The sequence below is a fragment of the Catenuloplanes indicus genome (assembly GCF_030813715.1).
GTDB lineage: Bacteria > Actinomycetota > Actinomycetes > Mycobacteriales > Micromonosporaceae > Catenuloplanes > Catenuloplanes indicus.
Genome location: NZ_JAUSUZ010000001.1, coordinates 7,645,899 through 7,662,950, shown reverse-complemented (window position 1 = coordinate 7,662,950; position 17,052 = coordinate 7,645,899). Strand labels below are relative to the sequence as shown.

The window sequence follows — 17,052 nt, the reverse complement described above, 5'->3', positions numbered from 1 at the left end:
CTGAGGCGATGGACGGGCTCTCCGTGTTCCTGCTCTGGCTGGCCGCACTCATCCCGCCGGTGGCGATCGCGATCGCGGGCAACCGGCTCACCCGCCGCACGCCCGCGGAGCACGCCGTCGCCGCGTACTGGTCGGCCGGTCTCGCGCTGACCGTCCTCACCGGGCCGGCCGTGATGGCCGCGGCCGGGCCGATCGCCGCGGTCGGCAGCACCGTCCCGGCCGCGGCCGGCGAGGCGCTGTGGCTGGTGATGGTGGCCGCGGTGACCAGCGCCGGCCTCACGTTCGTCAGCACACTGACGCTCGGCGCCGAGCTGCTGTTCATGCTGCACCGCCCGCCGGCGGACCCACCGGCCGGCCCGAAGCCGGGCGGTCAGCTCACCCACCGGCCGGCCAACGCTTCCTGACCTCAGGGAACCTCGGAAGCGGACGTTCCCGCTTCCGGCGTGGTGGCGTCGCGCATGCTCCCGCGGGCACCGGTCGGCGGCCTCCCTGCCGGTCTCGCGGTGGCCCGGAGAATCCCGGCTACCGCGATGCCGTCGCACACCCACCCCGTGGCGGGTGTGCGACGGTGCGGGATCAGCCCCGCACTTCCACGGTCACCCTTCGTTCCGCACGCTCACGCCGTACCGTGGCGTGCTTGCGGGGTCATTGCGCCCCGTCCGGAATACCGTCCGTCCCCGTTCCGTCCGGGATTCCGACGCCGGCCGCCACCGTCCACTGCAGAATGTTCGCCATGCCGGGAATCCTGCCGCGCCGCGCTGGCAGGTACCTGAGCGTGCCTACTCACCCGCACTAGGCTCCCGGGCATGGTCACCGAGACGTTCCGCCGCACCGTGATCGAGACCTGGGGTGCCGAGGGCGCACGCTGGCTGGACACGCTGCCGGTTCGCGCCGGCACGGTCGCGGCGCGGTGGGGCGTGACCCCCGGGCCGCCGTTCCCGCTGAGCCTCAACTGGGTCGCACCGGCCGGGGCGGACACGGTGCTCAAGCTCGGCGTGCCGTCCGCGCCGCACCTGCGCGCGGAACGGGCCGCGCTGGCCCATTACCGCGGCCACGGCGCGGTGCGGCTGCTCGCACACGACGACGCGGAGGGCGCGCTGCTTCTGGAGCGGGCCGTGCCCGGCACCATGCTGCGCACGCTGGTCCCGCACGACGACGAGGCCGCGACCGCGGTCTTCGTCGACGTGGTGCGCCGCCTGCACCGCCCGGCCCCGGAGCCGGACTCCGCGCTGGAGCCGGTCGAGCGGCACGCGGACGACCTCGCGGCGCACCTGGCCCGGAACCCGGGGGACGCGCTGGTGGAGCGGGCGCTCGGCGTGCTGCGGGAGCTGTGCGCGTCCACCACCACCCGGGTGGTGCTGCACGGCGACCTGCACCACGGCAACATCCTCACCGCTACCCGCGAGCCATGGCTGGCGATCGATCCGCACGGCCGCACCGGCGACCCGGCGGCCGAGGTGGGCGCGCTGCTCTACAACCCCGATCCATGGGTACGCGACGACGCGCTCACCCGGCTCGCCCCGGCCCGCGCCGAGCAGGTCGCCGACGGGCTCTCGCTGCCGTACGATCGCGTGCTGGCCTGGGGCTTCGTGCTGTGCGTGCTGTCCTGGGTGTGGACCGTCGAGGACGGCCGCGACCATCACGGCCGCGAGCTGGACGTGGCCCGGCTGCTTCGGCCAAAGCTGCCGTGAGACCCGCCCCGAGCTGGAACGATGACGGCATGGCGGGGACCAGGCGAGCGGTGCGGACCAGGCGTGTGCCGGCGGACGGCCTGGCGGTGGGCGGGCCGCGGTGGAGCGGCCTGGCCGGCGGCCTGCTCCCCCAGGTGGTGCTGCTGGTGCTGCTGGTGCTCAATCAGCGCGGCGAGTTCGGCACGCCGGAGATCGCGCCGTTCTTCTCGTTCCTCGCGATCGGCGCGGGCGTGCTGACCGCCTTCACCGGCGGCCTGGCCACAATCTTCACCCGCTCCCGGCGGATGGGCATCGGCATGGCCCAGGGCACCGGCCTCGGCGTGGTCCTGTTCTTCGCCGGTGCCGCGATCATCCACCCGTGAGACGGCCGATCGAACTCTGTAGCGGCATCGACCGCCGTGGCACCGTTCGGCCATGACGCGGACCGTGGCCGCGCGATTCGGCCGACGCTACGACAGCGTCTCGCGGACCGCCTGCGGGGTCGGCGGACGGTTTCGGCACTGGAATGATCCAGCACACCGCTAGGTGTGGCGACTCCCGCGATAAACAATTCCCGTCATTGATGCAAGTGCAGGCGGGGCGTGCACATTTCTGCTGATGGGTTACTCTGTGCGGTAAGACGAATCGTCGGCTAACGATATGCAACTCGACGATCAGTCACCTTACAAGATCCTCGTCGGGCGGTGGTTCCACCATGGCGAAAAGGGCACGCACAAACGATCGACCGGACCAGGCGAACATCGAGGCCAGCACGGACGTCTCGATCCGCGACCTGCTCGCGGTGCGGGTGTCGGTCACCGGCACCGGACACCAGGCCACCCGGCCGATCGGCCGGTTCATCACGATGCTGACCGCGCTGCTGCCGACCTCGATGTGCCTGGTCGTCTGCGTGGTAGCGGGCGTCGACGGCACGCTGACGCTGCTGTGCTGCGCGGGCTCCGGCGCACTGACCGCGGCCGGCCGCTGGGTGGTCTCGCACCGGCCCGCGCGCCGGGGGCCGGCGCCGGGCCGGCCCCGCCGCGGGGATTAAGACCCGAGCCGGCCCGCGCGGGTCAGCGCTCCGCCACGCGACGGAGGAACGCGCGCCAGCACGCGCGGCCGAAGGACAGCACCGGGCCACCCGGATTCGTCGAGTCGCGAACCAGGATCCGGGTGCCATTCGCCGCGCACTCGACACAATTACCCTGTGCGCTCCGCGTGCTTTTTCGCCATATGCCATCGGTCCGCACTCGAATGGACATGAGCCCTCCCGCATAACGCCGGAATCGTCGCCCCCGACGGCCGGAGCATACGCCCGGAACATGGCGTTCATCCAGGCCACGGCGCACTACAATTCATTGCGTGATCAGGCAAGCACGGAGGGCGACTCCAATCGATTCAGCGCCGTCTCGATTATCACCGGGAGCATTTCCCGGGACGTGGCCCGCTTCTCCAGTGCGCGGAACCGGTCCGCGTAGCGCACGATGGACTCGACGTCCTCCCGGATGATCACCTCGTCCTGCGGCGACTCGATGTAGACCAGGCCGTCGTCCAGCTCGTCGTCGAATTCCAGGATCACGAACGGCGAGCGGATCGCGCCGTAGAGGCCGGCGCCGAACGGCAGGATCCGGATCGAGACGTGCGGCAGCGCGGACAGCTCCCGCAGGTGCGCCAGCTGCGCGGCCATCACGCCGTCCGCCCCGGACTCGGCACCGACCTTCCGGTACAGCACCGATTCGTCGAGGACGAAGAACATGTCCGGGGAATCGTCGCGGGTGAGCAGTTCCGCGCGTTCCATGCGCGCTTCCACCCGACGCTCCACCACCTCGGCGGAAAGCTCCTCGTCGGGCAGGAAACGCAATGCCGAATACGCGTACTCCGGCGTCTGCAAAAGGCCCGGCACGAGTTGCGGCTCGAAGTTCCGGATCGTACCGGCGCTCTCCTCGTGTTCGAGCAGTTCCACCATTCCGGTGGACAGCACGTCCCGGTAACGCACACCGATCGCCGAACCGGCACGAGCCGCGACCGAGAGGTCGTTCAGCGCCCCGATCCGCGCCGGGTCCGTGACGCCGTAGTGGTTCAGCAGCGCCTGCAGGTCGGTGAACGAGACGCTGACCTTCCCGGCCTCGATGCGCATCAGTTTCGCGCTGGACCAGTGCAGCGCGTCCGCGACCTCGCGCTGGGTCATGTCGCGGGCCACGCGGAGGCGGCGGAGCGCGGTTCTGAGGCGACGGCGGCTGACGGCGGCGCTCTGGTTCCGGGGCATCTTCTTCCCCTCTCGGCTGAGTGACGAATCCACCACCGGCTGCTTCCGTCACGCGCGTCACAGCGCCATTGCGACGTCAGGGCCGGGTCACGCAACAAACGAGCACACGACGAATTGTCACATCACGATGCGTGACGCCGCTACCTCGCTCACGTGCCCGAATCCGGCAAAAAGGGTCGGCCGTGAAAAACGCGTCAAGAAACCGCGGGGGCTCGTATGCAACGCGTCAGGTTTCCCCGATCCGGCCGCGACCAGGCGTTCCATTGCCCAGGCGACCGGCGCACCCGCCGGCCGGACGTACCTGAGTGAAGGAGTCGCACGATGCTTGACGTGGCATTCGTGCTGGGAACGGTGGCGCTGTTCGCGGCGCTCACCCTGCTGCTGCGGGCGGTGACCCGGCTGTGACCGCCGTCAACCTGATCGGCCTGGTCCTCGCCGTCGGCCTGGCCGGTTACCTGCTCGTCGCACTGCTGTTCCCCGAGAAGTTCTGAGAGAGCCGCTGACATGAACACCACAGTCGCGGGCGTGATCTTCTTGATCTCGCTCGTCGTCGCGATCGCCGCGGTCCACCGGCCGTTCGGCGACTACATGTTCCGCGTGGTATCCCGGCGGGAGCACTCCCGGGTGGAGCGTGGCATCTACCGGGTGATCGGCGTCGACCCGGACGCGGAGCAGAGCTGGGCGGTCTACGGCCGCAGCGTGCTGGCGTTCTCCGCCGTCTCGGTCCTGTTCCTCTACGGCCTGCTGCGCCTGCAGCACCACCTGCCGCTGAGCCTGGGCACGGCACCGGTGACCGGCCACATCGCCTGGAACACCGCGGTCAGCTTCGTGACGAACACGAACTGGCAGGCGTACTCCGGCGAGTCGACGCTGGGCCACCTGGTCCAGATGACCGGCCTGGCCGTGCAGAACTTCGTCTCCGCCGCCGTCGGTATCGCGGTCGCGGTCGCGTTCGTCCGCGGCTTCGCCCGGTCCCGGACCGACCAGCTCGGCAACTTCTGGATCGACCTGACCCGGATCACGCTGCGCGTCCTGCTGCCGGTCGCGATGCTCGGCGCGCTCGTGCTGATGCTCGGCGGCGTCGTGCAGAACCTCAGCACCGGCACGCTCGCCGAGACCGTCGCCGGCGGCAGCCAGACGATCACCGGCGGTCCGGTGGCGTCGCAGGAGGCCATCAAGCTCCTGGGCACGAACGGCGGCGGCTTCTACAACGCGAACAGCGCGCACCCGTTCTCCAACCCGGCGACCTGGACGAACTGGGTCCAGCTCTTCCTGATCCTGCTGATCCCGTTCTGCATGCCGCGCGTGTTCGGCCGGATGGTGGGCCAGAACCGGCAGGGCTACGCGATCGTCTCCGTGATGGCGCTGCTCGCGCTGGCCTCCATCGCGCTGATCACGGTGTTCGAGCTGCGGGCCGGCGGCACCGTGCCGACCGCGGCCGGCGCCGCCATGGAGGGCAAGGAGGTCCGGTTCGGCGTCGTCGACTCGGCCGTCTTCGCGGCGATCACCACGCTCACCTCGACCGGTGCGGTCAACTCGTTCCACGACTCGTACACCGCGCTCGGCGGCATGATGCCGATGATCAACATGATGCTCGGCGAGGTCGCACCCGGCGGCGTCGGTTCCGGTCTCTACGGCATGCTGGTGCTCGCCACGATCACCGTGTTCGTGGCCGGGCTGATGGTCGGCCGCACGCCGGAGTACCTGGGCAAGAAGATCGGCGCCCGGGAGATCAAGCTCGCGTCGCTGTACTTCCTGATCACGCCGATCCTGGTGCTGACCGGGACCGCGCTCGCGTTCGCCACCGGCAACGCGTCCACCGCGCTGAACGTGGGCCCGCACGGGCTGTCCGAGGTGCTCTACGCGTTCACGTCCGCGGCCAACAACAACGGCTCCGCGTTCGCCGGCATCACGGTCAACACGCTCTGGTGGGACGTCGCGACCGGCCTGGCCATGCTGCTCGGCCGCTTCCTGCCGATCATCTTCGTCCTCGGCCTGGCCGGCGCACTGGCCCGGCAGACGCCGGTGCCCGAGTCCGAGGGCACGCTCCCCACCCACCGCCCGCTCTTCGTCGGCATGGTCGCCGGTGTGACGGTCGTGCTGGTCGCTCTCACGTTCCTCCCGGCGCTCGCACTCGGCCCGCTGGCGGAGGGCCTGTGATGCACACGCTCACGCCGGCCACCGGCCCGGCCCCGGCCGCTCGTCTCACGCCGGCGCACGCTTCGGTAGCGGCTCGCGCAGCGGCGCCGGCGACGACCGCCGCCCGCGTCGCGACACCGGCCACCATCGCCACCCACACGGCGACTTGCGCCGCGGGCGCCGCCCACGCGGCAACGCCGGACACGGCGCCCGCTCGCGCGGCGAGCCCCGCCGCGGTGACCCACCCGGCGATGCCGGTCGCGGTGGAGTCGTACCGCGACGCGGTTCTTGATCTTCGTCTCTCGCAGAAGGCTCGTGAACGATCATGACCACCAACACCATCGATGCGCCGGAGAGCCCGGCGTCGCACCAGGACCGGCCGCGGCGGGCGGCCGGTGGCGGGTTGCTCGATCCGAAGCAGCTGGCCCACTCGTTGCCGGATGCGCTGCGGAAGCTGGATCCGCGTGCCATGTGGCGCAATCCGGTCATGCTGATCGTCGAGATCGGTGCCGTGTTCACCACGGTGCTGGCGGTCGCGGAACCGTCCGGGTTCGCGATCGCGATCGCGGTCTGGCTCTGGCTCACCGTGATCTTCGCGAACCTGGCCGAGGCGGTCGCGGAGGGCCGCGGCAAGGCGCAGGCCGCCACGCTGCGTGCGGCCAAGAAGGACACGGTCGCGAACCGGCTCAAGGGCTGGAAGCCCGGCGCGGCCGCCGGCTCCTACACCGACGAGGGCGTGGCCGCCGGTGAACTCCGGCAGGGCGACATCGTCGAGGTGACGGCCGGCCAGATCATCCCGGGTGACGGCGACGTGGTCGAGGGCATCGCCAGTGTCGACGAGTCCGCGATCACCGGCGAGTCGGCGCCGGTCATCCGCGAGTCCGGCGGTGACCGGAGCGCGGTAACCGGCGGCACCCGGGTGCTCTCCGACCGGATCATCGTGCGGATCACCCAGAGGCCGGGTGAGAGCTTCATCGACCGGATGATCTCGCTGGTCGAGGGCTCGAACCGGCAGAAGACACCGAACGAGGTGGCGCTCAACATCCTGCTCGCGGCGCTCACGGTCATCTTCCTGCTCGCGGTGGTCACGCTGCAACCGCTGGCGATCTTCGCGAAGGGTTACCAGGCGGCGGCGCCGGACACGCTGGCGCTGAACGGCGACGGCGTCACCGGCATCGTGCTGGTCTCGCTGCTGGTCTGCCTGATCCCGACCACGATCGGCGCGCTGCTCTCCGCGATCGGCATCGCCGGCATGGACCGCCTGGTGCAGCGCAACGTGCTGGCGATGAGCGGCCGCGCGGTCGAGGCGGCCGGTGACGTCAGCACGCTGCTGCTGGACAAGACCGGCACGATCACGCTCGGCAACCGGCAGGCGTCCGAGTTCCTGCCCGCGCCCGGCGTCACCGAGATCGAGCTGGCCGACGCGGCGCAGCTGTCCAGCCTCGCGGACGGCACGCCGGAGGGCCGCTCGGTCGTGGTGCTGGCCAAGGACTTCGGGTTCCGCGAGCGTGCGGTGGAGACGGCGACGTTCGTCGAGTTCACCGCGCAGACCCGGATGAGCGGCGTCGACCTCCCGGCCGGCGACCCCGGCACGGCCGACGCCACCGGCACCACCGGCGGGGCCGGGACGACCGGCGCGGTGCGGCGCGTCCGGAAGGGTGCGGCCGGTGCCGTGCTGGCCTGGGTGCGGGAGAACGGCGGCACGCCCGCGCCCGCGATCGCCGACCTGGTCGAGCGGGTCAGCGCGTCCGGCGGCACGCCGCTGGTGGTCGCCACGCACACCGGCGGCGAACCGGCCCGCGCGCTCGGCGTGATCCACCTCAAGGACGTGGTCAAGCCCGGCATGCGCGAGCGCTTCGACGAGATGCGGCGGATGGGCATCCGTACCGTCATGATCACCGGCGACAACCCGGTGACCGCGAAGGCGATCGCGGCCGAGGCCGGCGTCGACGACTTCCTGGCGGAGGCGAAGCCGGAGGACAAGCTCGCGCTGATCAGAAAAGAGCAGGAGGGCGGCCGGCTGGTCGCGATGACCGGCGACGGCACCAACGACGCGCCCGCGCTCGCCCAGGCCGACGTCGGCGTGGCGATGAACACCGGCACGTCGGCCGCGAAGGAGGCCGGCAACATGGTCGACCTCGACTCCGACCCGACCAAGCTGATCGAGATCGTGGAGATCGGCAAGCAGTTGCTGATCACCCGCGGCGCGCTGACCACGTTCTCCATCGCGAACGACATCGCCAAATACTTCGCGATCATCCCGGCCATGTTCGCGGGCGTCTACCCGGGCCTGGACGCGCTCAACATCATGCGCCTGGACAGCCCGACCACCGCGATCCTGGCCGCGGTCGTCTTCAACGCGCTGGTCATCGTCGCGCTGATCCCGCTGGCGCTGCGCGGCGTCCGTTACCGGCCGAGCAGTGCCGCCGCGCTGCTCAGCCGCAACCTGTGGATCTACGGCCTGGGCGGCATCGTCGCGCCGTTCATCGGCATCAAGCTCATCGACCTGCTCATCTCGCTCATCCCGGGGATTTGATTCCGATGCGTCTTCCTTCCTGGATCTCCCAGCACCTCGCGGCGCTCCGCGCGCTGCTGTTCCTCACCGTCGCGCTCGGACTCGCGTACCCGCTGGTGCTGGTGGGCGCCGGCATGATGCCCGGGTTCGGCGGCAAGGCCGAGGGCTCGCTCATCACCCGCGACGGCACCGTGATCGGCAGCGCGCTGATCGGCCAGCACTTCACCGACGCGGACGGCAACCCGCTGCCCCGGTACTTCCAGTCCCGTCCCTCGGCCGGCGGTGACGGCTACGACCCGCTGGCCACCGGCGCGTCGAACCTCGGCCCGGAGAGCGTGGTGGACGGCCCGGACACGCCGAGCCTGCTCACCCAGGTCTGCATGCGTAGTCTCGCGATCGGTGCGCGGGAGGGCGTGGACGGCGGGCGGCCGTACTGCACCCCGGACGGTGTCGGCGCGGTCCTGAGCGTCTTCCGCGCGGACGGTCTCACCGGCGCCGTCACCCGCGCGGTCAGCGTCAACCAGGCCTGCCCGGCAACACCTTTCCTGACCACCTTCGAGGGTACGGCCGTGGAGTGCGCGAACCCGCGCGAGGACTACTCCGGCGGCGTGGTCACGCCGGTCCGCGGCACGGCACCCGACTCCCCCGCCGTCCCGGCCGACGCGGTCACCGCGTCCGGCAGCGGGCTCGACCCGCACATCAGCGTCGCGTACGCGCGGCTGCAGGCGCCGCGGGTGGCCCGTGAGCGCGGCCTCCCCGAGGCCGACGTGACCGCGCTGATCGCCGCGCACACCACCGGCCGGGCGCTGGGCTTCATCGGCGAGCCCGCGGTCGACGTACTGGCGCTCAACCTCGCGCTGGACGCGCGGGCCTGATCCGCGGCGCAGACGTCCCCCGCGCCGCTGGGAATCGGTGCGGGGGACCCCGCGTCGCCGGGAACCGGGGTGGCGGGCCCCGCAAGTGAAAGGATCGTGCCGTGGCACGCGGACAACTGCGGATCTACCTGGGCGCGGCCCCGGGCGTGGGCAAGACCTACGCCATGCTCGAAGAGGCGAAACGCCGGGCCGAGCGCGGCACCGACGTGGTGGTCGGCTTCGTCGAGACGCACGGCCGGCCGATGACCGAGGCGATGATCGGTGAGCTGGAGGTGGTGCCGCGCCGGTCCGTGACGTACCGCGGCGCCGAGTTCACCGAGATGGACCTGGACGCGGTGCTGGCCCGCCGGCCCGAGGTGGCGCTGGTTGACGAGCTGGCGCACACGAACGTGCCCGGCGGCCGCAACGAGAAGCGCTGGCAGGACATCCAGGAGCTGCTGGACGTCGGCATCGACGTGCTCTCCACCGTGAACGTGCAGCACCTCGAGTCGCTCAACGACGTGGTCGAGGAGATCACCGGCGTACCGCAGCGGGAGACCGTGCCGGACGAGATCGTCCGCGCGGCGGAGCAGGTGGAGCTGGCCGACCTGACGCCGGAGGCGCTGCGCCGCCGGATGGCGCACGGCAACGTCTACCGGCCGGACAAGATCGATGCGGCGCTCGGCAACTACTTCCGGCTCGGCAACCTGACCGCGCTCCGCGAGCTGGCGCTGCTCTGGCTCGCCGACAAGGTGGACGACCAGCTCGACCGGTACCGGGCCGAGCACGAGATCGCCGACACCTGGGAGACGCGGGAGCGGGTGCTGGTCGCGCTGACCGGCGGGCCGGAGGGCGAGACGCTGATCCGCCGCGCCGCCCGGATCGCGGACCGCACCAAGGGCGCGGAGCTGCTGGCCGTGCACGTGTCCCGCAACGACGGGCTGGCCGGGGTCGACCCGGCGCTGCTGGCCCGGCAGCGGGTGCTGGTGGAGAGCGTCGGCGGCACGTACCACCAGGTCGTCGGCGGTGACGTGCCGGCCGCGCTGCTCACGTTCGCGCGCGGCGTCAACGCGACGCAGCTGGTGCTCGGCGCCAGCCGGCGCGGCCGGCTGGCACAGCTGCTCTCCCCCGGCGTCGGCGTCACCACCACGGCCCGCTCCGGCAGCATCGACGTGCACCTGGTCACGCACGAACGGGCCGGGACCGGGCGGCGGCGGTCGTTCGACGGCACCACCGCGCTGTCCCGCAGGCGGCAGATCGCCGGGTTCCTGCTCGCGCTGATCGGCATGCCGCTGCTGACCGTGGGCGTGCACTTCCTGCCGCCGAGCCTGACGCTCGACATTCTCATCTTCCTGGCCGCGTCGGTCGGCGTGGCGCTGGTCGGTGGACTCTGGCCGGCACTGCTCGCGGCCGTCAGCGGCATGATGCTGCTCAACTACTTCTTCACGTCGCCGACCGGCCGGTTCACGATCGCGGAGCCGGACAACCTGATCGCCCTGGTGATCTTCGTGCTGGTCGCCGCGTCGGTGAGCGCGGTGGTCGACCTGGCCGCGCGGCGCACCCGGGAGGCGGCCCGGGCCGCGGCGGAGGCGACCACGCTCGCGGCCGTCGCGGGCAGCGTGCTCGGCGGCGCCCGGCCGCTGCCCGCGCTGCTCGAACGGCTCCGCGAGACCTTCGGGTTCACCACGGTCACGCTGCTGGAACGCGATCCGGACGCGGGCACCCGGCCGGACGTGCAACGCGACCCGCACGCGTGGAAGGTGGTGGCCGGCGTCGGCGGGCCGCCGTGCGCCGCGCCCGGCGAGGCCGAGGTGGACGTACCGATCGACGACACGCTCAGCCTGGCGCTGCGCGGCGCGCCGCTGGCCGCGGACGACCGGCGGATCGTGGAGGCGTTCGCCGCGCAGGCCGCGGTCGCGCTGCGCCAGGAACGGCTTAAGGCCGAGGCGGCCACGGTCAAGCCGCTCGCGGCCGCGGACCGGATGCGCACCGCGCTGCTGGCCGCGGTCAGCCACGACCTGCGCACGCCGCTGGCCTCCGCCAAGGCCGCGATCACCAGCCTGCGCAGCGCGTCCGGCGAGCACCCGGAGGTCGCGTTCGACGACGAGGACCGGGACGAGCTGCTGGCCACCGCGGACGAGTCGCTGGACCAGCTCGGCCGGCTGGTGGCGAACCTGCTGGACATGAGCCGGTTGCAGGCGGGCGTGCTCGGGCTGTCGCTGATCGACATCGGGCTGGAGGACGCGGTGCCGCGCGCGCTCGACGAGATCGGCCCGGCCGCGCACGCGGTCCGGGTCAACATCCCGCCGGACCTGCCCGAGGTCACCGCGGACCCCGGCCTGCTGGAGCGGGTGCTGGTCAACCTGGTGGCGAACGCACTGCGCTACAGCCCGCCGGACGCGCCGCCGGTGCTGTCGGCCAGCACGCACGGCGGCGAGGTGGAGCTGCGCGTGATCGACACCGGCCCGGGCATCCCGGAGGACGAGTGGGACACCGTGTTCCTGCCGTTCCAGCGCCTCGGCGACCGGGACAACCACACCGGCGTCGGGCTCGGGCTCGCGCTCTCCCGCGGCCTGGCGGAGGCGATGGGCGGCACGCTCACCCCGTCCGCGACGCCCGGCGGCGGGCTGACCATGGTGCTCGCGCTCCCGGCCGTACCCTCGGATGGTCTTGATCTTGTCTTGGAGAACGAATGACCCGCATCCTCGTCGTCGACGACGAGCCCCAGATCCTCCGCGCGCTCCGGATCAACCTCAAGGCACGGGGGTACGCCGTGGAGGTCGCGCCGGACGGCGGCTCGGCGCTGCGCGCGGTCGCGCAGCACCACCCCGACCTGATCGTGCTCGACCTGGGCCTGCCGGACATGGACGGCGTCGAGGTGATCCGCGGCGTGCGCGGCTGGACCGCGGTCCCGGTGATCGTGCTGTCCGGGCGCGCGAGCAGCGAGGAGAAGGTCGCCGCGCTCGACGCGGGCGCGGACGACTACATCACCAAGCCGTTCGGCGTGGAGGAGCTGCTCGCCCGGATCCGCGCCGTGACCCGGCGGATCAACACGACCGGTGACGCCGCGCCGGCCGCCCGGATCGGGCGGTGGACCGTCGACCTCGCGGACCGCACGGTACGCGGGGACGACGGCGCGGAGCTGCGGCTGACGCCCACCCAGTGGCACATTCTGGAAATCATGCTGCGCAATCCGGGGAAGCTGATCAGCCAGCGGCAACTGCTGCAGGAGGTGTGGGGGCCGCAATTCCAGACGGAGACCAACTACCTGCGCCAGTATCTGGCGCAACTGCGCCGCAAGCTGGAGGACGACCCCGCCCGCCCCCGGCATCTGATCACCGAGCCGGGGATGGGCTATCGGTTCCGCCCTTAGTCAGCGCTTGTTGAAGGCCTCGACCACGTTGGCCGGGATGCGGCCGCGCTCGGAAACGTCGTAACCGTTCTCCGCGGCCCACTCGCGAATCGCCTTGTTCTGGTCGCGATTCGAGCGGACGGTGCCACCGGCGACGCGACGGCCGCCGCGCTGCGCGGTCACCGCGCCGCTGCGGCCCACCCGGGTGCCGGCCGCGATGTACGGATCGAGAAGCTTGCGCAGCTTGCCGGCGTTCTTCTCGGAAAGGTCAATGGTGTAGGTCACGTCGTCCAGCGCGAACTCGACGGTGCGGTCAGCCTCGCTGCCGTCGAGGTCGTCGGTCAACAGCGTGATGACTTGCTTAGCCACGGCGGCTCAACTCCCGGTCAGGAAGAACAATGCAAACGGATGGGGTACCGAAATGCAGTCTGCCTGAAGCGCACAATATCCCGCAACCTGCCCCGAAATTGTCGGGTCGTGACTATTGCCTCGCGATCCTTTCGCGAACATCGTAAGCCCAGCTCAATCGCGGTTCATACGCACCGTCCGGCGCCGACTCGTACCAGGCGATCGCCTCTTCGAGATTGTTACGAGCTTCGATGAGATAACCGGCCTCGGCCAGGATCTGCGCGTGCTCGACCAGCAGATCCGCTAGATCACCCGCCGAGGTCGGCCGCGCCCGGGCCACCTGCCGGGCGATCCCGACCGCCTCCCGCGAGTCCGTCACGGCCGCGCCGGACCGGCCGGCCCGGCTGTTCCCGGCCGCCAGGTTGCGCAACGCCGTGACAAAGGCCGGGCCGTCCACCAGCAACTCCCAGCCAGCGGGAATCGGCCCCGCATTCGACGGCGTGAAGAACACCGCGCCGCTTTCGTCCGCGGCCCGGAACAGGTCCGCCGCCTCCGCCATCGCCTCGGTGGCACGCTCCCGGTCACCCGCCTCGGCCAGCATTTCCCCGAACCGGACGAGTGTGCGCGCCAGCCCCGCCCGATGCCGCGGCGCGTCGAAGACGGTTTCCCGATACTGACGGACCGCCTCCGCGATCGGCTCGCGCGCCTCGCCCTTCCGCCCGGTCGCCTCAATGGCCGCACCCAGGCGCACCAGCGCATCCGCCAGATACGGCCGGTAAAAGGCCGGATCGGCCGGCACCAGCTCACGGAACAGCGCCGCCGACTCCGCCGCCGCGGCCACCGCCGCGTCGCTTTCTCCGACACGCTGCAGGAAATGCGACCGGTTGTGCAACAGCCCGGCCGCGGCCAGGATGTGGGTCGCATTCTCCGGTGCGATCTCCCGCAGCCGCCTGATCGTCGCGCTCGCGGTCCCGCTCGCCGCCAGCGCATCCCGGTAACGCCCGTCCGCAGCCGCCCGTTCCATCACGGCCACCTCATCCCGCAGGCGAGCGGACAGATCTTCTTCGGTCGCGTTCTCCCCGAGCACCATGCACTTCTGTATGCCCCGTTCCCCCTTTCCTATTCGGCCGACAGGGGCCAGGGAACAGTACCTCCAGAAACGTTGCCGGTTGTCGATATGCCCTAGGCTGCCGGGCGTGAAGTTGCGCCGAGTAACCGTGGTGGCACTCATCGCCGCCGGTGTCGCCATGGTGACCTTGATGATTGGCCTGGTCACGAACGCCGCCTCCGCCCAGCAGCGCTGGCCGGGCCCGCTGGCGCTGGTGCAGCAGCATCCGTGGCAGTCCTTCACGCTCCTGGCCGTGGCCGCGGTCCTGCTCGCGGCGCTGTCCCAGGCGCTGACCGAGGCCGGTCACGAGACGCACGCCGCCACCACCCGGTCGGACCGCCTCGTGGCGCCACGGTTCGTGGAGGGCGCCGCCGTCCTGCGCACGCTCCCGCACGACATCACCGGGTTCACGAACCGGCACGAGCAACTGCGGCAGGTCGTCGAGGACGCGGAACGCGGCGGTGCCGACACGGTGATCCGCACCATCGACGGCATGGCCGGGGTCGGCAAGACCGCGTTCGCCATCCACGCCGGCCACCTGCTCGCGCCGAAGTTCCCCGACGGTCAGCTCTTCCTGAACCTCAACGGCCACACGCCCGGCCGAGAACCGGTCCGCCCCGCGGAGGCGCTGACCTCCCTGCTGCTGGCGGACGGCGTCACACCGCAGCAGATCCCGAACAGCGACGACGCGTGGGCCGCCACCGAGGCGCGCGCGGCGCTGTGGCGCAGCCGTGTCGCCGGCCGCCGGCTGCTTCTCATCCTGGACAACGCGGCCACGTTCGCGCAGATCGAGCACCTGCTGCCCGGCACCGGCGGCAGTCTGGTGCTGATCACCAGCCGCCGGCGCCTGGTCACGCCGGACGCAGCCGGGCTACAGATGGACGCGCTGTCGGCCGACGACGCGGAGGCGCTGTTCGTCCGGCTGGCCGGCCGCGGGCACATGGAGCCAGCCGCGGTGACGGACCTGGTGACCGCCGCCGGCCGACTGCCACTGGCGATCTCCCTGCTGGCGGCACGGCTGCGGCATCATCCCGCGTGGTCCACGGTGGACCTTCGCGACCGGCTGGCGGCCGCGCAGCACCGGCTCACGGAGTTTCGGATCGGCGAGCGCGCGGTGGCGGCCGCGTTCGACCTGTCGTACCAGGACCTTCCGCCGGACCGGCAGCGCTTCTTCCGCACGCTGAGCCTCTTCCCCGGACTCGACGTCGACGAGGACGCCGCGGCCGCACTGTGCGGGGTGACACCGCAGTCGGCCCGGCTCGAGCTCGACGCGCTGTACTCCGACCACCTGCTGGACGAGACCGCGCCGGGACGGTACCGCTTCCATGACCTGGTCAAGGAGTATGGACACAGCCTCGGAGAGGACGGAACCGTGTCGGTCGAACGCCTCGCGCAGCACTATCTGCACACCGTCGAAGCCGCGAACACCCACATCCGCCGGGGTGCCGTACCGGTGACCACCCGCTTCGCCGACTCCGGCGCGGCGACCGCATGGCTGGAGTCCGAACGCGCGAACGTGCTCGCCTGCGTCCAGGACTGCGTCCGGCGCGGGATGCACGGCCTGGTCGTCAAGCTGGCCGCCGCGATGGCGCCCTACCTACGGCACGCCGGCCCGTTCGACCAGGCCGCGGAACTGCACCGGACGGCGGCGCGCTCAGCCGCCCGGTCCGGCACCGCGTCCGCCGAGGCCGAGGCGCTCGCCGATCTCGGCCTGACGCTGCGGTTGATGGCCGACTACCGGGCGGCGACCGAGTCGCTCCGGGCCGCGCTCGACCGCTACCGGGACCTCGGCGACGACGCCGGCCAGGCGGGCGTGCTCAATCAGATCGGCATCGTGCACTACCTCACGGCCGACTACGCGGCCGCCGCGGACGCCCAGACCGGGGCACTGCGGCTGTGCCGGGGCACCGGCGACCTGCTGGGCCAGGCGAACGCGCTGGCCGATCTGGGCATGGTCCGGCGGATGACCGGCGATCTGCCTGAGTCAGCCGCGGCGCAGGAGGAGGCGCTTGCGCTGTACCGCCGGATCGGCGACCGCTACGGCGAGGCCAACGCGCTGCGCGACCTCGGCATCGTACGCTCGCTGACCGGCGACTACCCGGTGGCCGAGCAGTACGCGAGGGAGGCGCTGGCCGCATACACCGACATCGGCGACACCGTACATCAGGCCTACGCGCTCAACGAGCTGGGCGTGGTGCGCCGGCTGCGCGGTGACCACCGAGGTGCCGCCGCCGCGCACGAGGACGCGCTGCGCCGGTACGCCGAGGCCGGCGACCGGTTCGGTGAGGCCAACGCGCTCCGGCATCTCGGCGTGATCCATCGGTTGCACGGCCGGCCCGACGCCGCCGTCCAGTCGCAGGAGAGAGCGATTGCCCTCTACCGGGAACTCGGCAGCCGGGGTGGTCTCGCCGCCGCCACGACCGAACTGGGACTGCTGACCGGAGACCTCGCCGCACTGGACCGGGCATCGGCGCTGTACCTCGAGCTGGGCGACCGCTGCGGGCAGCTCGAGGTGCTCAACCACCTCGGCGCCCGGCACCTGGCGTCCGGTGAGCCGCACCGGGCGGAGAACCAGCACGAGGTGGCGCTCTCCCTGGCCCGTGAGCTCGGCGTGCCGCTGGAGGAGGCGCGCGCGCTGCACGGGCTCGCGCGATGCCAGCACGCGCTCGGCCGCCCACAGCAGGCGAACCGGTCACTGCAGGCCGCACGAGCGATCTACGAGCGGCTCGGCGTACCGCTGTCCTGAAACGGGCTCGACCGGGTTCGCCATCCATCGATATGATGGGCGCCTCACGAGGGG

General features: G+C 71.7%; 15 protein-coding genes. 11 read left to right on the top strand and 4 right to left on the bottom strand.

Going from position 1 to position 17,052, the window contains the following annotated elements:
• Positions 1–8 precede the first annotated feature (8 nt).
• From J2S42_RS34115 to J2S42_RS34100, 4 genes are all read left to right on the top strand, one after another.
• The gene (locus J2S42_RS34115; protein WP_307245914.1) at positions 9–404 is read left to right on the top strand and encodes a hypothetical protein; all 396 of its coding nucleotides are present in this window, start codon (positions 9–11) and stop codon (positions 402–404) included.
• Positions 405–806: 402 nt separating this feature from the next.
• Positions 807–1,691 carry an aminoglycoside phosphotransferase family protein gene (locus J2S42_RS34110; RefSeq protein ID WP_307245912.1) on the top strand — a complete coding sequence of 295 codons (885 nt, stop codon included), beginning with the start codon at positions 807–809 and terminating at the stop codon, positions 1,689–1,691.
• 29 nt (positions 1,692–1,720) lie between these two features.
• The gene (locus J2S42_RS34105) at positions 1,721–2,053 is read left to right on the top strand and encodes a hypothetical protein (RefSeq protein WP_307245910.1); all 333 of its coding nucleotides are present in this window, start codon (positions 1,721–1,723) and stop codon (positions 2,051–2,053) included.
• 332 nt (positions 2,054–2,385) lie between these two features.
• A complete protein-coding gene (locus J2S42_RS34100) occupies positions 2,386–2,721 on the top strand; it encodes a hypothetical protein (protein ID WP_307245908.1) in 336 nt (111 codons plus the stop codon).
• Between the two features lie 22 nt (positions 2,722–2,743).
• On the opposite strand, the gene J2S42_RS34095 is transcribed toward J2S42_RS34100, so the two are convergent.
• Positions 2,744–2,932 (bottom strand): DUF397 domain-containing protein, encoded by a 189-nt coding sequence (locus J2S42_RS34095; RefSeq protein WP_307245906.1) that lies wholly within the window; start codon positions 2,930–2,932, stop codon positions 2,744–2,746.
• Between the two features lie 104 nt (positions 2,933–3,036).
• Positions 3,037–3,936 carry a helix-turn-helix domain-containing protein gene (locus J2S42_RS34090; RefSeq protein ID WP_307245904.1) on the bottom strand — a complete coding sequence of 300 codons (900 nt, stop codon included), beginning with the start codon at positions 3,934–3,936 and terminating at the stop codon, positions 3,037–3,039.
• 401 nt (positions 3,937–4,337) lie between these two features.
• On the opposite strand from J2S42_RS34090, the gene kdpF reads away from it, so the two are divergent.
• The 6 genes from kdpF (at position 4,338) to J2S42_RS34060 (ending at position 12,817) form a co-directional block, all read left to right on the top strand.
• Positions 4,338–4,427: a K(+)-transporting ATPase subunit F gene (gene kdpF, locus J2S42_RS34085; RefSeq protein ID WP_307245901.1), complete on the top strand. Its 90-nt coding sequence runs from the start codon at positions 4,338–4,340 to the stop codon at positions 4,425–4,427.
• A 13-nt stretch (positions 4,428–4,440) separates the two neighbouring features.
• Entirely contained in the window at positions 4,441–6,096 is a 1,656-nt protein-coding gene (kdpA, locus tag J2S42_RS34080) for a potassium-transporting ATPase subunit KdpA (RefSeq protein ID WP_307245899.1), read from the top strand.
• A gap of 304 nt (positions 6,097–6,400) precedes the next feature.
• Positions 6,401–8,611, top strand: a complete 2,211-nt coding sequence (gene kdpB / locus J2S42_RS34075) for a potassium-transporting ATPase subunit KdpB (protein ID WP_307245897.1) — start codon at positions 6,401–6,403, stop codon at positions 8,609–8,611.
• Between the two features lie 5 nt (positions 8,612–8,616).
• Positions 8,617–9,465: a potassium-transporting ATPase subunit C gene (locus J2S42_RS34070; protein WP_307245895.1), complete on the top strand. Its 849-nt coding sequence runs from the start codon at positions 8,617–8,619 to the stop codon at positions 9,463–9,465.
• Positions 9,466–9,566: 101 nt separating this feature from the next.
• Complete coding sequence (locus J2S42_RS34065) at positions 9,567–12,140, top strand: DUF4118 domain-containing protein (protein ID WP_307245893.1); 2,574 nt, start codon at positions 9,567–9,569, stop codon at positions 12,138–12,140.
• Positions 12,137–12,817 (top strand): response regulator, encoded by a 681-nt coding sequence (locus tag J2S42_RS34060; protein ID WP_307245891.1) that lies wholly within the window; start codon positions 12,137–12,139, stop codon positions 12,815–12,817. The genes J2S42_RS34065 and J2S42_RS34060 overlap by 4 nt, the downstream gene beginning before the upstream one ends.
• Here J2S42_RS34060 and J2S42_RS34055 read toward each other — a convergent pair whose 3' ends face one another.
• Entirely contained in the window at positions 12,818–13,165 is a 348-nt protein-coding gene (locus J2S42_RS34055) for a histone-like nucleoid-structuring protein Lsr2 (protein ID WP_306832235.1), read from the bottom strand. It abuts the gene before it with no gap.
• 112 nt (positions 13,166–13,277) lie between these two features.
• Positions 13,278–14,234, bottom strand: a complete 957-nt coding sequence (locus tag J2S42_RS34050; RefSeq protein WP_307245889.1) for a hypothetical protein — start codon at positions 14,232–14,234, stop codon at positions 13,278–13,280.
• Positions 14,235–14,340: 106 nt separating this feature from the next.
• On the opposite strand from J2S42_RS34050, the gene haaT reads away from it, so the two are divergent.
• Positions 14,341–16,998, top strand: coding sequence for a cyclophane-containing RiPP biosynthesis TPR protein HaaT (haaT, locus tag J2S42_RS34045; RefSeq protein ID WP_307245888.1), 2,658 nt, complete (start codon positions 14,341–14,343; stop codon positions 16,996–16,998).
• Positions 16,999–17,052: the final 54 nt, after the last annotated feature.